Source organism: Deltaproteobacteria bacterium, assembly GCA_016178705.1.
Taxonomy (GTDB): domain Bacteria; phylum Desulfobacterota; class Binatia; order HRBIN30; family JACQVA1; genus JACOST01.
This window is the reverse complement of sequence record JACOST010000011.1, coordinates 190,397-204,327: the sequence shown is the minus strand read 5'-3', so window position 1 is coordinate 204,327 and position 13,931 is coordinate 190,397. Positions and strand designations below refer to the sequence as shown.

The 13,931-nt window shown below is 65.3% G+C and carries 14 protein-coding genes and 1 pseudogene; 3 read left to right on the top strand and 12 right to left on the bottom strand.

All coding sequences use genetic code 11. The features are described from left to right. Complete coding sequence (locus tag HYR72_06710; GenBank protein MBI1814649.1) at nt 1-1,215, top strand: SGNH/GDSL hydrolase family protein; 1,215 nt, start codon at nt 1-3, stop codon at nt 1,213-1,215. A 75-nt stretch (nt 1,216-1,290) separates the two neighbouring features. Continuing rightward, a complete protein-coding gene (locus tag HYR72_06705) occupies nt 1,291-1,590 on the top strand; it encodes a hypothetical protein (GenBank protein MBI1814648.1) in 300 nt (99 codons plus the stop codon). 10 nt (nt 1,591-1,600) lie between these two features. On the opposite strand, the gene HYR72_06700 is transcribed toward HYR72_06705, so the two are convergent. The 3 genes from HYR72_06700 to HYR72_06690 form a co-directional block, all read right to left on the bottom strand. Further along, the gene (locus HYR72_06700) at nt 1,601-2,266 is read right to left on the bottom strand and encodes a TlpA family protein disulfide reductase (GenBank protein MBI1814647.1); all 666 of its coding nucleotides are present in this window, start codon (nt 2,264-2,266) and stop codon (nt 1,601-1,603) included. A 9-nt stretch (nt 2,267-2,275) separates the two neighbouring features. After that, nucleotides 2,276-2,701: a hypothetical protein gene (locus HYR72_06695; GenBank protein MBI1814646.1), complete on the bottom strand. Its 426-nt coding sequence runs from the start codon at nt 2,699-2,701 to the stop codon at nt 2,276-2,278. An 86-nt stretch (nt 2,702-2,787) separates the two neighbouring features. Continuing rightward, the gene (locus tag HYR72_06690) at nt 2,788-3,843 is read right to left on the bottom strand and encodes a dihydrodipicolinate reductase (GenBank protein MBI1814645.1); all 1,056 of its coding nucleotides are present in this window, start codon (nt 3,841-3,843) and stop codon (nt 2,788-2,790) included. A 117-nt stretch (nt 3,844-3,960) separates the two neighbouring features. Between HYR72_06690 and HYR72_06685 the strand changes: the two genes are divergently transcribed. Next, nucleotides 3,961-5,085, top strand: coding sequence for an LLM class flavin-dependent oxidoreductase (locus HYR72_06685; protein ID MBI1814644.1), 1,125 nt, complete (start codon nt 3,961-3,963; stop codon nt 5,083-5,085). A 24-nt stretch (nt 5,086-5,109) separates the two neighbouring features. Here HYR72_06685 and HYR72_06680 read toward each other — a convergent pair whose 3' ends face one another. The 9 genes and pseudogenes from HYR72_06680 to HYR72_06640 form a co-directional block, all read right to left on the bottom strand. Continuing rightward, nucleotides 5,110-6,510, bottom strand: a complete 1,401-nt coding sequence (locus tag HYR72_06680) for an amidase (GenBank protein MBI1814643.1) — start codon at nt 6,508-6,510, stop codon at nt 5,110-5,112. Nucleotides 6,511-6,537: 27 nt separating this feature from the next. Then, nucleotides 6,538-6,891 carry a DoxX family protein gene (locus HYR72_06675; GenBank protein ID MBI1814642.1) on the bottom strand — a complete coding sequence of 118 codons (354 nt, stop codon included), beginning with the start codon at nt 6,889-6,891 and terminating at the stop codon, nt 6,538-6,540. 41 nt (nt 6,892-6,932) lie between these two features. Beyond that, a complete protein-coding gene (locus HYR72_06670; protein ID MBI1814641.1) occupies nt 6,933-8,552 on the bottom strand; it encodes an FAD-dependent monooxygenase in 1,620 nt (539 codons plus the stop codon). A 10-nt stretch (nt 8,553-8,562) separates the two neighbouring features. Then, nucleotides 8,563-9,759, bottom strand: coding sequence for an acyl-CoA dehydrogenase family protein (locus HYR72_06665; protein MBI1814640.1), 1,197 nt, complete (start codon nt 9,757-9,759; stop codon nt 8,563-8,565). 27 nt (nt 9,760-9,786) lie between these two features. After that, entirely contained in the window at nt 9,787-10,596 is an 810-nt protein-coding gene (locus HYR72_06660; protein ID MBI1814639.1) for an SDR family oxidoreductase, read from the bottom strand. Between the two features lie 5 nt (nt 10,597-10,601). Further along, a pseudogene (locus HYR72_06655) lies at nt 10,602-11,494 on the bottom strand (LLM class flavin-dependent oxidoreductase). 96 nt (nt 11,495-11,590) lie between these two features. Further along, complete coding sequence (locus HYR72_06650) at nt 11,591-12,070, bottom strand: low molecular weight protein arginine phosphatase (GenBank protein MBI1814638.1); 480 nt, start codon at nt 12,068-12,070, stop codon at nt 11,591-11,593. A 100-nt stretch (nt 12,071-12,170) separates the two neighbouring features. After that, entirely contained in the window at nt 12,171-13,115 is a 945-nt protein-coding gene (locus tag HYR72_06645) for an SDR family NAD(P)-dependent oxidoreductase (protein MBI1814637.1), read from the bottom strand. Nucleotides 13,116-13,295: 180 nt separating this feature from the next. Beyond that, nucleotides 13,296-13,649, bottom strand: a complete 354-nt coding sequence (locus HYR72_06640; GenBank protein MBI1814636.1) for an NUDIX hydrolase — start codon at nt 13,647-13,649, stop codon at nt 13,296-13,298. Nucleotides 13,650-13,931 lie beyond the last annotated feature (282 nt).

The window sequence follows — 13,931 nt, the reverse complement described above, 5'->3', positions numbered from 1 at the left end:
GTGCGAGCGGCGGCGTCCACCGCACCCGCAGGCGCGCAGCGGCCACAGCGGCGGCTCTTGTGGAAGCTCGGAGCCGCGCTTGGCGGTGTGGTGCTCGGCTTGGTGATTTGCGAGGGGCTCCTTCGTCGTTTTTATTTCTCCGATCACGACTATTTCGTCTGGCCGCCGCAGTTGCGGCGCGTGCTCGACATGGCTCCGGGCAGGCTGCCCGGGGTCGCGGGAACCGGCGAGTTTCGCACCAATTCACTCGGGATGCGTGGCGACGAACTCCAGCCGTCGCACACGCACGCGCTGTTGGCCGTCGGCGGCAGCACGACCGAGTGTTATGTGCTCGATCAGCCGAAAACGTGGCCCGCTCGCTTGCAAGCGAAACTCAACGCGCAGCGGGGCGATCAGTCCGTGTGGGTGGGGAATATCGGCATGAGCGGTCGCAAGGCGCCGCACCATGTGCTGCAGCTGCGCTACCTCCTGCCGCATCTGCCGCAGATCCAGACCGTGCTGGTGTTGACCGGCATCAACGATTTATCGCTGCGTCTTTCCCACGACGACTATCGGCCGCAGTCTCTTACGAGTGCCGACTTTGAGGATGAGTACATCGACGCGGCCTTCATGATCCATCCGCGGCGCGTGTTCGCTGGCCCCGCTTGGTATCGACGCCTCGCGCTGTGGCAATGGGCATACTTACTCTACAGCCGCCAGGACGTTGCGCGCGAGCGTCATCGAGTACCCGGAGGGTATGAAACCTACCGGCAACACCGGCGGCAGGCGACGGCAATCCGACGAACGCTGCCTGACCTCACCGACGCGATCAACGAGTACCGCCTCGAGGTTGAGGACATGATTGCGACCGCGCGCGCACACGGTCGCCGCCTCATCTTTCTGACTCAGCCCACGCTGTGGAAAGCGGGACTCTCACCGGACTTGGAAGCGCTGCTGTGGTTGGGCGGCGTCGGCGACTTCCAGGTCGAATCTGAGCACGAGTACTACAGCGTCGAGGCGCTCGCGCAGGGAATGGACTTGTACAACGCGGCGCTGGTCGAGACCTGTCGCAAGTATCAGATCGAGGTCATCGATCTCGCCGCGCAACTGCCGAAGGACACGACCGTCTTCTACGATGACTGTCATTTCAACGAGACCGGCGCCGAGCAGGTCGCGCAGATCATCGCCAACTATCTCATCGAGCATCGGCAGTCCGGGCGCGACGGCGCGCAGTAAAGCCTTCGCGAAACCGTGGGCCCCATGGCGTGCGTGGGTTTACGCCGTCTCCGCACTGACCTATCCTGAGCGCCGATGTCACCGAGCAATGCAACCAGCGCATCGCCACCGCGTCGCCGTCCCGCCGTCGCCGTCGTGCTCTCGAGTATCTTCCCGGGCTTGGGACAACTGTACAACCGCGAGAAACTAAAGGCCTTGCTGTTCGGTGTCGCCGGCGTGGTGACCGCGTTTGGGCCGTTCAGCCCGGTGGACGTCGAGATTGATCTGAGCGATCCGACGCCAGGGCTGCACAACGTGCTGGTCGCCTCGCTGCCGTTCCTGGTGATCGCGCTGTGGTCGGTGATCGATGCCTATCGCGCATCGAAGAGACCATGAGGGAGACGATTCACAGTTCCGAGCGCGGATAGTACGGACGGTCGCCGAGCGCTTTCACTTCGGCCCAGAACTCGGGGCCGCCGGATTTACCGATCTCTTCGAGGTGCCAAGCTTGGCGTTTGTAGTTCCAACTTTCGGGGCGCAGCGCCTTGGCTTGTGCGAACGCAGCCTGCGCGGCGTCGCCGCGTTCGTGCTGTTGCAGGAAAGTCCCGAGGCGGAAGTACGCGGCGGCGCGCGCGTGGTCGGGATTCGGTCCGGCCAAGCGCTCACGCACTTGCTCTGGTGTGAGCGCGTAGGGACACGCGGGACCGCGCTCGACCCAGTCGCGCACGGCCGCGAGGTAGCGTTGTTGGTGGCGTTGATGCTCGGCGAGCATCGCTGGGAAGTCGAAGTCGGGTTCCATCATGCCGCGGAAAAATTCGCCGGCGAATCCGGGGTCGTTGGGTCGTACGATATGACCCGCTTCATCGATCCACGCAATCGATGGAACGTTGACCCAGTCGTACAACTCGGCGACGCGGTGGTGCACGTCAATCAGACTCGGATGCGTCGGCGCGGCTGGCTCGATCCATTGAGCGGCATCGGCCGCACCGCCGGTGTCCATGGCGACCGTAATCACGACGAAGTTGCGCGGCGCGAGTTCAGTGTAGAGTGCCTGCCAGACCGGCAGGTCCATGCGGCAACCTCACCAGGAGGCCCAAGAGGCGAGCAGAACTTTCTTGCCGCGATGCTCGTGCAGCGAGTGCATGCGACCGCCGAGGTCGGGCAACGTGAAGTCCGGCGCCTCCAACGACGTACGCGCCGCACTGCGAGCGGCCGTGCTGGCATCGAGCACCCAAACGGTCGCGCTGTCGTCGTGAACCAACACTTGGCCCATGTGCCGCGCAAGTGCGGCGAGGTTCACGCTGCCGTCGGAGCGCGCGAACTCGGCCTCCCGTCCCGGTGGAATCGGCACGCAGAGTGAGCCGCGGCAAAAGCCGTCACGCGTGAGCGTCCAGCCCGTCGCGCGCATCAGCTCGGGTCCCGCCAGCCAGAGATCATCGCCACTCACCTGCGCGGCAAGCGCAACGTCGGTATCCTCGGTGAGCAGCGTGATCGTTGCGTTGGTCATGCCGCGTCGTACATCGCCGAGAGCACGGGAGCAAGGCGCACGCATGCCGCGGCATAGAACACACCTCCTCCACCCGGGTTGGCGAATCACCGCCGCAAAGTGGTGTCGGCGCGGCCGCTGATCAGCGGCATGTCGAGGTAGGTGCGAATTCCCGGCGGTGCTTCGCAGACGTAGGGGATCGAGTTCACACAGTGCATCGCCGTCGCGACGATTCCCGGGTTGCGGTCGAGGTCCGCAGTCTCGAACGGCGGCTGCAAGCCGCGGAAGGTCACGTGGATGGAGGGATCGCCTTCGACCTCAACCTCGAAGCGCTCGCCACCGATTGTCCATGGCGGATCGAGATGCTGCTCGCCCATCAGCCAATTGACCCGTACGGTGATGACCGGTGTGCCGCCCACGAGTCCTTGCCAGGTGAACCGTTGCGCGGCGATGGTGCCGCGATCGAGGACGCCGATCGGGGTGTCGATCGGCGCGGTGGCCACCGCCATTTCGTGCGTGCCACCCTTGCGTTCGTCGAGCTGCAGGCCGAGTCCCGCGGCGAGCATATCGATCGATTGGCCGAAGCCGAATCCGAGTAGATCGAGCATCGGACTCGCCTGCGCCTCGTCCGGGTGTTTGCCGAACAGCATGATCTCGCGCACCACCAGTTCCGCGCGGTACACACGGATGTCAGAAAACTCTTCCGCTCGCACGTGGCGCACGTTGCGGCACAGCGACGACACGGTGAGTGGAAGCAGCTCGGTGATGCCGCCGGGGTGAATGCCGGTACCGTGGAGCGAGACGCCGCCCTTGCGGCACGCGGCTTCCAATTCTGCGACACCGGGTGTCTTGAATGGATAGAACCATCCAACCGGTGTGACCACGTTCTTCCCCGACTCGAGCAAGCGCACGACCTCGTCGAGCTGCGGCAACAGCGGGCTGTACACCACGCAGTCGGCCGGCATCGCGAGGATCTCGTCTACGCTCGCCGTCGCCGCGATGCCTAACCGATCGAGTCCGCACAGCTCGCCGACATCGTGTCCGGCTTTCTCCGCGCTATGCACCCAGGCGCCGACCAATTCGAGTTGCGGATGCGACAACACGCCCTGCACCGCGATCCGTCCTACGTTGCCCGTCGCCCATTGAATCACTCGATACGCCATCGTCTCCTCCTGCGCCCGCTGTTCTCCAACTCACAGAGCCCGGTTGCAAGCGAAGAGTGATTTCGGGTCGCGACGCGTGCTAGGTCGGAGCGAAGGAACCGGCGTGGAGGGTAGAGCATGGGACGAGTAACGGTTGGCTATCAAGACGCCTGCGTGCATCCGCTGTGGCTGTCGCGCGTCAACCTGCGGCTGGCGCGATGGATGGGCGCGTCGGCGGTGTGGCTCCCGGATCACTTCATGAGTTTTACACCGGCGCAGGTGTGGCGCCCGGAGATCACACCGGCCGCGCGCGTGGTGCCGTCGCTCGACGCGCTCTTCGATCCGCTGCAGTTGCTCGCCGTCACCGCGACGCGCATACGCGGTGTCGACGTCGGGACGTCGGTCACCGAAAGCATTCGACGACACCCGATGTCGCTGGCGCAGTCGTTCGTCACGCTCGACCACATCTCGAAGGGTCGCGCGATTCTCGGCATCGGCAACGGCATCCGTGAGAACACCGAGCCGTATGGTCTGCCATATGCCGACAACGTTGCCCGTCTCGAAGAAGCGCTCACCATCATTCGGTTGTTATGGAACAGCGGCGGCGAGCCGATCAGTTACGATGGACGATTTTGGCGGCTGCGCGATGCCGTGTTCCGTTTGCCGCTCTACAACGGCAAGCCGCCGCGGCTATTCGTCGCCGCACACTTTCCGCGCATGCTGCGGCTCGCCGGACGTTTCGGCGACGGCTGGCTACCGGGTCAGAAGGTGTCCGCGGTGGAATACCGCAACCGCCTGGCTGTCATTCGGAGCGCGGCCGACAAGGCCGGCCGGCGCATGGATGGTTTCAGCGCGACACATACGATGCTGGTCGCGCTCGGTGAGAGTCGCGAGCAGGTGCTCGAGCGAGCCATGAAGAGTCGCTTCTGTGCAACCTTGACCCTCGGCGTTCCGGCTGACGTGTGGCGTGCGCACGGGCTCACGCATCCGCTTGGTGACGCGCATCGCGGTTTTCTCGACATCGTGCCGACGCGTATCAGCGATGTCGAGATCGACCGCGCGGTGGCGATGATGATTCCCGAGTTGCTGCTGACGCTGATGTATGCCGGCAGCGCGCAACAGATCTGCGACGAGGTGGCGCCATTGGTCGACGCCGGCTGCGGTCACTTCATCATCGCCAACGCCGGCGCCAGCTTCACCGGCGACAACGTCCGCGGCCTCTGGCGTCTCGCTGAACTGATGCGACGACTGCGACGCTTATGAGTGCGGTGGCCTTCCCGACGCTGCTCACCCGATCGGCGGTCGGCGATGGTGCCACTGGGTGGCTTGCTCGTAGGCGTGACCAACCTGGCAGAGGGCCGCCTCGCCGAGCAATGGGCCGACGAGTTGGATGCCGTGGGGCAAGCCGTCATCACTGAAACCCGCGGGTACCGACAGCGTCGGATTGCCGCTGAAATTGAACGGGGCGGTGTAGCGAAGGAATGGCGCGAGCGCCGGAGTGATGGGACCGTAAGGATCGACCGCGTCCGCCGGTGGCGCTTGCATGAACATGCCGGGACAGGCGAACACATCGGCCGCCTCGAAGATGGCCTGAAAGCGGCGCGCGAACTCGACCCGCCGCACGTGCGCGCGGGCGTAGTCCTGGGCCCGCAAGCCCGCGCCGTAGTCGAGGAACGAACGAAAGCTCGGACCGTACGCATCCGCCCGCGACGGATAGGTGGCTGCGTGTCCGACCACCGCTTCAGCGGCACAGATGACGAACCATTCTTCGAGCAGCTCGCCGACATCGGGCAGGGATACTGCGATCAGTTCGGCACCCTGCTGTTTCAGGACTTCGAGCGCCGCGAAGAGCGCTGCACTGACATCGGGGTGTGAGAAGTCGCGCGCGAAGTGTTCGTCGACGCCGATGCGCACGCCACGCACGCCGCGCGTCAGCGCGGCGCTGCATTGCGGGGCGGGGGCATCGAGCGAAGTTGGGTCGTGGGGGTCGCGCCCGGCCATCACGTCGAGCATCGCGGCCGCGTCGGCGACGCTGCGGGTCATCGGCCCTACGTGATCGAGCGTCATGCCGAGCGGAAAGACGCCGTAGCGGCTGACCCGCCCGTAGGTGGGCTTGAGTCCGACCACGCCGCACCACGCCGATGGACCGCGGATTGATCCACCGGTGTCGGTTCCGAGCGACGCGAAGCACAAGCCGACCGCCGTTGCGACGCCCGAACCGCTCGACGAGCCCCCCGGGCTGCGGGTCTTGTCCCATGGGTTGAGCGGGATCGGCAGCGACCGCGCGTAGCCGCTCATCGCGAACTCAGTCAGGTTGAGTTTGCCGAGGATGACCGCGCCGGCGGCTTCGAGGCGTTCGACGACGGTCGCGTCGTAGTAGGGGACGAAGTCGTCGAGCACGCGCGACGCGCAGGTTGTCCGTACGCCACGGATGAACATCAGATCCTTCACGGCGATCGGTACGCCGTGGAGCGGGCCGCGATCGGTTCCCGCGGACAACTCGCGCTCTGCCTTTTGTGCGTGGTCGAGCGCGCGGTCCGCGGTGATCGTAATGTAGCTGTGCAGGGGCGGGTCCAGACGCTCGATGCGCGCCAGCACCGCGCGCGTCAACTCGACGGGTGAGATCTCCCGTCGTCGCAGCATGCGCGCGGTGTCGGTGAGCGTTCGGCAGCAAAGGTCAGCGTCCATTCGTTGTCCCCGCGAGAAACCGCCGCGTCAGCCGCTGTCGCCGACTCGCGTGGGCGCGGAGCCCCGCTCGCGCAGGATCGCCAGCACGACCAGCAGCGCGCCGACGATGAGCGGTGGCGCCACCGCCTCGCCAACGCTCAGGACGCTCCACGTCGCCCCGAGCATGATGGCGACGAGCAAGGCGTTCCCGTAGCGCGCAACCGGCGGCACCAGCAGCGCCACACCGCCCGCGATCTCGAGGACGCCGATCAGTAGCCGGAAATTCGCCGAGTAACCCATGTGCTCGAACCCAGCGGCCACCTGCGCGACGCCGATGATCTTGGGTGCGCCGGACGCGACAAACAGCAACGCCAGAAGCCAACTCAGAATTCGCTGCGCCATGATCTCCCCTCCTTCGAATATCGTATTGCCTGGCCTTCTCACTACGCCGCGCCGCGCGCTCGATCAATGATTAAAGCGGCGTCACCCGGCGCCGCATCGCCGCGCCACGCAATGTGTAGATCTGGGCGCACCAACACCAGGGCGCGTTGATAGATCGCTTGCACGCGTGGCTCGCGCACGTCGAGTACGTGCAGCGGCACACCGCGCTCGCGCGCGGCCCGCTCGAATGCCTCGGTCGGACAGTCCGCGAACCGCACAAGCGTAAATCCGGGTCCGAAGCGATCGAACAGCGCGCTGCCATCGGCGAGGAACACGCTCGGCGCGCGCACGCCCGGCCATGTCGACGGCGTGTAGCGCAGCGGATCGGCCGGCGGCGCTTCGCCGTCCTCACCACAGATGATTGGCGAGTGCTCGTAGCGATAGCCGATTTCGATGCCGAGGCTCTCGTTCTCGGCGTTGCCGAGCGCGAGGATGCCTTCTCCCAGCGCGCGGCGCGCGGCCGCACCCGCTGGCGACTCTTCGTGTGCGGACGGATCGTAGTGGTCGAACAGGATCTTCAGACGCACGCCCATGTGGCGCTGTGACGCTTCGCGATTGCGCAGCCCGATCGGCCGCCGTTCGGCTTCGTAGCTCTCCAGCAACCGCGGGCCACCCCAGCCTTGCAATTGTGCGGCGAGCTTCCAGCCGAGATCGACGGCGTCGCCGACGCCGGTATTCATGCCGTAACCGCCGGTCGGGATGTACTGATGCACTGCATCGCCGGCCAGCCACACGCGGCCGGCGCCGTACTGCTCGGCGACCAGTAGATGCGGCGTCCACATGTTCGCCACCAGGATCTCGCAATCGATTGCCGCGCCGAGGCATTGAAAGAGCAACGCCCGCGGGTCGACCGCGGCGGCGTCAACTCCCGGCGGCAACGGCGTGTGCAGGGTCCAGATCTCGCGATCGTCTTGCGCGATCAGCGTGCCGCCGATGGGCGACTGGACGTGCCACGACACGCCAAACTTCTGCAGCACGTCGAGCGCGCGCGAACGGAAATGAATCATGAAGAGTTCGGCGACGCGCGATTGGCCTTCGAGTTGGATGCCGAGCTGTTTGCGGGCGGTGCTGCCGCCGCCGTCGCACCCGGCCAGGTACGCGCAGCGCACGGTTTCGGTGCGGCCCGTCGCGGTCTCGCGAATCACCGCCGTAACGCCGCCAGCGTCTTGCGTGAATGATTCCAACCCCCAACCGAAGCGCAGTTCGATCTCGGATGCATCGCGTTCGAGCAGCTCCTTCAGCACCGGTTCGAGCACAACTTGCGAGATACGCATGTACGGTTCGAGCGGCAGCGAGCCGTCGTTGGTGCGACGGATGATCTCGCGCGTTTCGATCACCGATGGATACGCGAAGCGCGCCACTTCGTACTCGGCGGCACGCGTGACCCAAATGACATCCATCGGATGGTCTTCAGGCACGGCGGCGGCACGGACGGCAGGTGCGATCCCCAAGCGGCGGAAATGCTCGAGGCTGCGCCCGTTGGTGACGTCCATCTTCGGATGCCGCGTCGTGGTCGGATTGCGTTCGACGAGCAGAGCGCGGATGCCGCGATAGCGCAGCTCGTGCGCGAGCACGAGACCAACCGGACCACCACCGGCGATGAGAACCGGGACGTCGATCATCTTCGTCACCTTATAGAAACGGATTGGGCGCGGCTTGCTCCGCATCGAGCAGCATGCCGCCGACGGCTTCCCAGCCCTTCGTCTGTCCGACGATGTGCTGGCAGATGGTTTCGATATCGCGCAGGTGACGATCGAGCGGACTCTTGCGGCTGTAGATCGCGCTGCCCCCAATGGTGTCGTACATCGCTTGGACGATGCGGCGCGCCGATTGGAACGCGTTGGTGCGCGACAACCAGACATTGGCGCGCTCGGCCTTGGTCAGCTCCGCATCGGCTTCGAGTTTCGCCCATTGCGTGGCGAGCGAGTCGTAGACGTAGGCGCGGGCCGCGCCGTAGAGACTCTCCGCCTCGGCGACAGCGGACTGCACTCTCGGAAGGTCGCGGTAGCGCTTGAAGGACGGCAACTCCACTTTCTCAGCGACGATGTCGACGACCGTGTCGATGGCGGCGCGGGCGATGCCGAGCGGGATTGCCGACATCTTGCGCAGTAACGTGTCGGCCCGCTTCCACAGAATGCCCGCGCGCTTCGGTTCGAAAAAGCTGAAGGAGTGTTCTTCGGGAACGAAGAGATCGCTGCAACGGTAGTCGTTGCTGCCGCTGCCGCTGAGTCCTGTGGTGAACCAGGTGTCGAGGATCTCGTACTGTGAGGGCTGGGCGATGACGATGCGCCACTCCGGCAGGCCGTCGGGACGCATCAGGGGCGCGCCATCCTCGAACACCACACAGCCGCCCGCGAGCCAGTCGCAGTGGGTGCAGCCGCTGCCGAACATCCAGTTGCCCGTCACCTTGAATCCGCCGCGCACACGATGCGCTTGCCCGACCGGGTAGACCCAGCCGGCCTGCACCATGTCGAGGCGCGGGTACATCGCGCGCGCGACCGTGTCGTCGAGGTAGCCTGAGTAGATCCCCGAGTCGCAGCCGATCATCGTGCACCAGCCGACCGATGCGTCAGCGCGCGACAGGGTCTCGATCACTTCGTTCTGCTGCATCGGAGTCATTTCCGGTCCACCCCAGATGCGCGGCATGGTGAGTCGGAACATGCCGGCATCACGCATCCGCGCGACCACGTCATCCGGTAACCGACGCGCCGATTCGATGGCGTCGGCGCGCTCGTGTAGCCACGGCGCGAGCGCGGCGGCGTTGCGCAGGATGTCGTCGCTGGTGAGCGGACGGCCTTGCTGGGGATGAACGTCGCTAGCTGTGGGCATCGGGTGCGCTCCTGTATCGAGAACGGCTCATCGCTTGAGCAGCGCGCTGCGCTGCGCCAGCGTTTGCCCGACGCGCAGCATCAGCCGCGGCGCCAGGCGATAGAGCAACCAGGCGATCTTCGCGTGGACGGTGACGACGATGATCGCCCGATTGCGTGCCACGCCATTCACGATGTCGCGGGCGCAGGCGTCGGGCGCATACAATCGTATCGGGATGTCGTTGAGCACCGCGTCGCGGGTGGTGTTGAGCCACTGCATGTGATCTTTGATCGGTGTGTCGATGACGCCTGGACAGACGGCGCTGACGCGCACGCCGTATGCGGCGGCCTCACCGCGCAACGCCAACGACAGGCCGACCACGGCGTGCTTGGTCATTGCGTAGCCGGTGGCGCCTGGCGGCGGCACCAGACCCGCGAGCGACGCCGTATTCACGATGTGTCCGAACCCTTGTCGGATCATCAGCGGATAGGCGGCGACGACACCGTGGATGACGCCGCGAAGGTTCACATCGACGAGTCGATTCCAGTCCGCGAGCGTCATGTGACGCGCGTCGCCCATAGTGGCGATGCCGGCGTTGTTGAAGAGATAGTCGAGACGGCCCAGCGTCGAGGCCGTCTCGTTGATCACACGCTCGACGCTGGCCGCGTCGGTGACGTCCAGCGTTGCGCTGGTGGCGGCGCCCGCTGCGAGCGCGGCCGCCGCCACTCGCGCGCCGTCGCCGTTCACATCCGCCAGCACGACCCGGGCGCCGCGTAGCACCAACGCGGCGCCGAGCGCCTGGCCGATGCCGGAGGCACCGCCGGTGATGATCGCAACCTTGCTTGTGAATGTGTCCATTGATCTCACTCTCTCGGTGGGCCGCCGCGAATGTGATCGCGCATCGCTTCGAACGGCCATGGGCCCTGCCATGTGCCACCAAAGTAACCGGGTTCGATGCGCTCAAGCCACCAGGTCGCGCCCGCATCGGCGAATGAAGCGAGGGCCGCCGCCGCGCCGGCCCGATCATGGCGAGCGAGCGGCGCCGTTGGGTAGACGACATCGAAGGGCGCTTCGCTGTGGCGATGCGCGCATGTGTAGTCGATGACCGCTTTGAGCTGCGCGATGCTTTCGCCCTCACGTCCAAACCAAGGGAATACGCCGTCCCAGCGTGCCGCGCGGCGCATCGGTGGCCGGTTCGGCCAATTGCCCGCGATCCAGATCGGGATGCGCGGCGACTGCAGTGGGGGCGGAAGAAACTGCGCCTCGGTCACGCGATAGTAGGCGCCATCGAAGCTGAACGGCTGGCCGCTCCACAATCCGGTGAGGACCGCCAACGCTTCATCGACCATCGCGCCGCGCGCATTGTCGTTCATCTCCTCGCCAAAGCTTCTCCATTCCACTCCTCGCCAAAGCTTCTCCATTCCACCGCGCGCCCGCCCGAGCTGCCGCTGCCGACACCGACGACGAGTCGTCCGCCGGAGAGGTGATCGAGCGAACTGGTTTCGCGCGCCAGCTTCCAGGGGCGGCGGCGCGGCAGCGGCGTCACCAGCGCACCGATGCGGATGGTGGTGGTGCGCATGGCGATTGCGGCGAGGGCGACCCACGGATCGACCATGTCGATCGCGATAGGGCGCGCGATGTGATCCCAGATGAAGAAGCCGTCCCAGCCCGCCGCTTCCGCCTCCGCGGCCAGTTGCGCGAGGGTTCGGGCTGAGCCGAGCGCGCCGAAGTTGGGCAGGTACACGGCACACTTCAGCACCGAGGACATGCACGACGATAGCGCATCGCGGGACTTCCCGTCCACGGCGGGAGGCTATCGACGAGATATCGAGATGACGCGAGGTGGCTGATCTCAACGCGGCGCGAGCCGCTCGATGGCTTGCTCGAGGCAGCGCTTGATCTCGTCGCGGCAGGCGGCGAAGAAATCTTCATCGCGGCCGGCGGGATCTTCGATGTCGCCCTGACCGCCGGCAAACTCCTTGAGCGTGAACACCGCTTTGCCGTCGGCTTCGGGAAAGGCGTCGCGAATCATGCGAACCTGTTCCTGCGTCATCGCCAGGATGAGGTCGGCATCGGCGACCATGTGACGATTGCGCTTGAGATCGGTGGAGACCGACTCGGGGGCGATGTGAATGCCTTCGTCACGCAGAACGAGGCGCGCGTCCATCGACACCAGTGCACCGTCGCGCGCGTAGGCTGCGATGCCGCCCGACTCCACCGACAGGTGGTCGTGCAGCGCGCGCTCGGCGATCATCTTCTTGAGCAACGCCTCCGCGATGATGCTGCGGCTGGTGTTGGCGTGACAGATGAAGAGAATGTTGCGGTAGGACATGAGTAGTACGCAGAGGGCAGTAGACAGTAGGCAGTGGCTGGCAAAGCCGCTCTTCGACTCTTGCTGCCTACCGCCCTCTGCCTACCGTCTACCTTGTCTTTCACCCCTGCATCGCGGTCATCAGCATGGCGGTCATGTCTTCCTTCGCGGTCGCGCCCTTCCCTAACTCTGTCTTCAGGGCGCTTCCCAGCTCCGCAGCGTCCCAAACAGCGCGCTTCGATACTTTTCCGACGGCGTGCCAGCCTTGCATGAGCCAGACGGTGCCGGCGCCGACGCGGAACACTTCGCCGTGCACATCCTTCGCATCGTCACTGGCCAACCAGGCTACCAGCGGAGAGATGTGCTGCGGTCCGAAGGCGTCGAACTCGCCTTCCTTGACTTCGCGGCCCATGATCGCCGCCGTCGAGGGAGTCGCATCAACCGTCAGCCGGGTGCGAGCGATCGGCGCGATAGCATTCGCGGTCACGCCATACTTGGCCATTTCTTTGTCGATGATGATCGCCATCGCTGCCAGTGCGGCCTTGGCTGAACCGTAGTTCCCCTGGCCAAGGTTGCCGAGCAGTCCCGCGTCGGACGCGGTATTGATGACGCGACCGTTGAGGATGTTGCCTTTCTTGTGCTCCTCTCGCCAGTACTCGCACGCATGCCGCGCCATGTTGAACGAACCCTTGAGGTGCACAGCGATGACCGCGTCCCAATCCTCCTCGGCCATGTTGAAGATCATGCGGTCGCGCAGGATGCCGGCGTTGTTGACGACGATGTTCAGCTTGCCGAAGGTGTCGATCGCGCATTGGACGATGCGCTTCGCGCCTTTGAAATCGGTGACGCTTTCGCCATTGGCCACCGCGTCGCCGCCCATCTTCTTGATCTCGTTTACGACATCTTGCGCCGGACCGGTGCTGGCCCCGCTGCCGTCGAACCCGCCGCCGAGATCGTTGACGACGACCTTGGTGCCGTGTCGCGCCATCGTCAGTGCCTCCTCACGACCGATCCCGCGGCCCGCACCGGTGATGATCGCAACCTTCCCTTCGAGCAAACGCGCCATCTTTGTTCCTCCTTAAAGTAAACCGTGATTGGTGTCGGATGTATTGCCCTAGGGACGTCGCGGTGGTGCCAGGACGTGCCGGGACAATCGCCGATTATCTGCCCCGAAAGGCGCCGCAAAGTCAAGGTGAACTCGCGGTGGAGCGCGCGTTTCAGCCGCAGCCAGCGCGACCGCTGGTCTTCACTTCTTTCGCAGCGTGTCGATCACCACCCCATCGGTGGGAAACGCCAATCGCGGCGCCGCGTCAAGCGCGAAGAACGCCGCCTCGTCGAGATCGTCAGCCGCCGCCAGGCGTCCGCCGCGAATCGTGCCCCAGAACCAGACGCCGACAGTCTGGCGGGCGCGATCGTGAAAGTTCGAGTGCACGGCGCAGATCTCGCCGAGATCGACTTCGAGACCGGTCTCTTCGAGAAACTCGCGGCGCGCGGCGTCGCGAATGTCTTCGTCCCACTCGACGTAACCGCAGGGGATGCACCACAGTCCAGCGTAGGGTCCGCGCCGGCGTCGCCCGAGCAGCAACCGTCCCGATTCCATCACAACGACCGCGACGCCGACCGCGGGATTGCGATAGCTGACTCGGCCGCATGCCGGGCATGCTTGGCGGGTATCGAGGGCTCGCCGATGTAACGCGCCGCCGCAGTGCTGACAGAATCGCGCTTCGTCCGCCACCCCGGTACGATAGCGAGCATGCAGCAAAACGCCAAGCGGAACGCGGAATTTCGTGCGGCGTCCGGTTTTTAGGTTGATTTACATCCCGGCGCCGTTTACGATGCGCGCTCGCCTGGGTTGGTGCCGGGTTTGGTAACGCGGGATTGG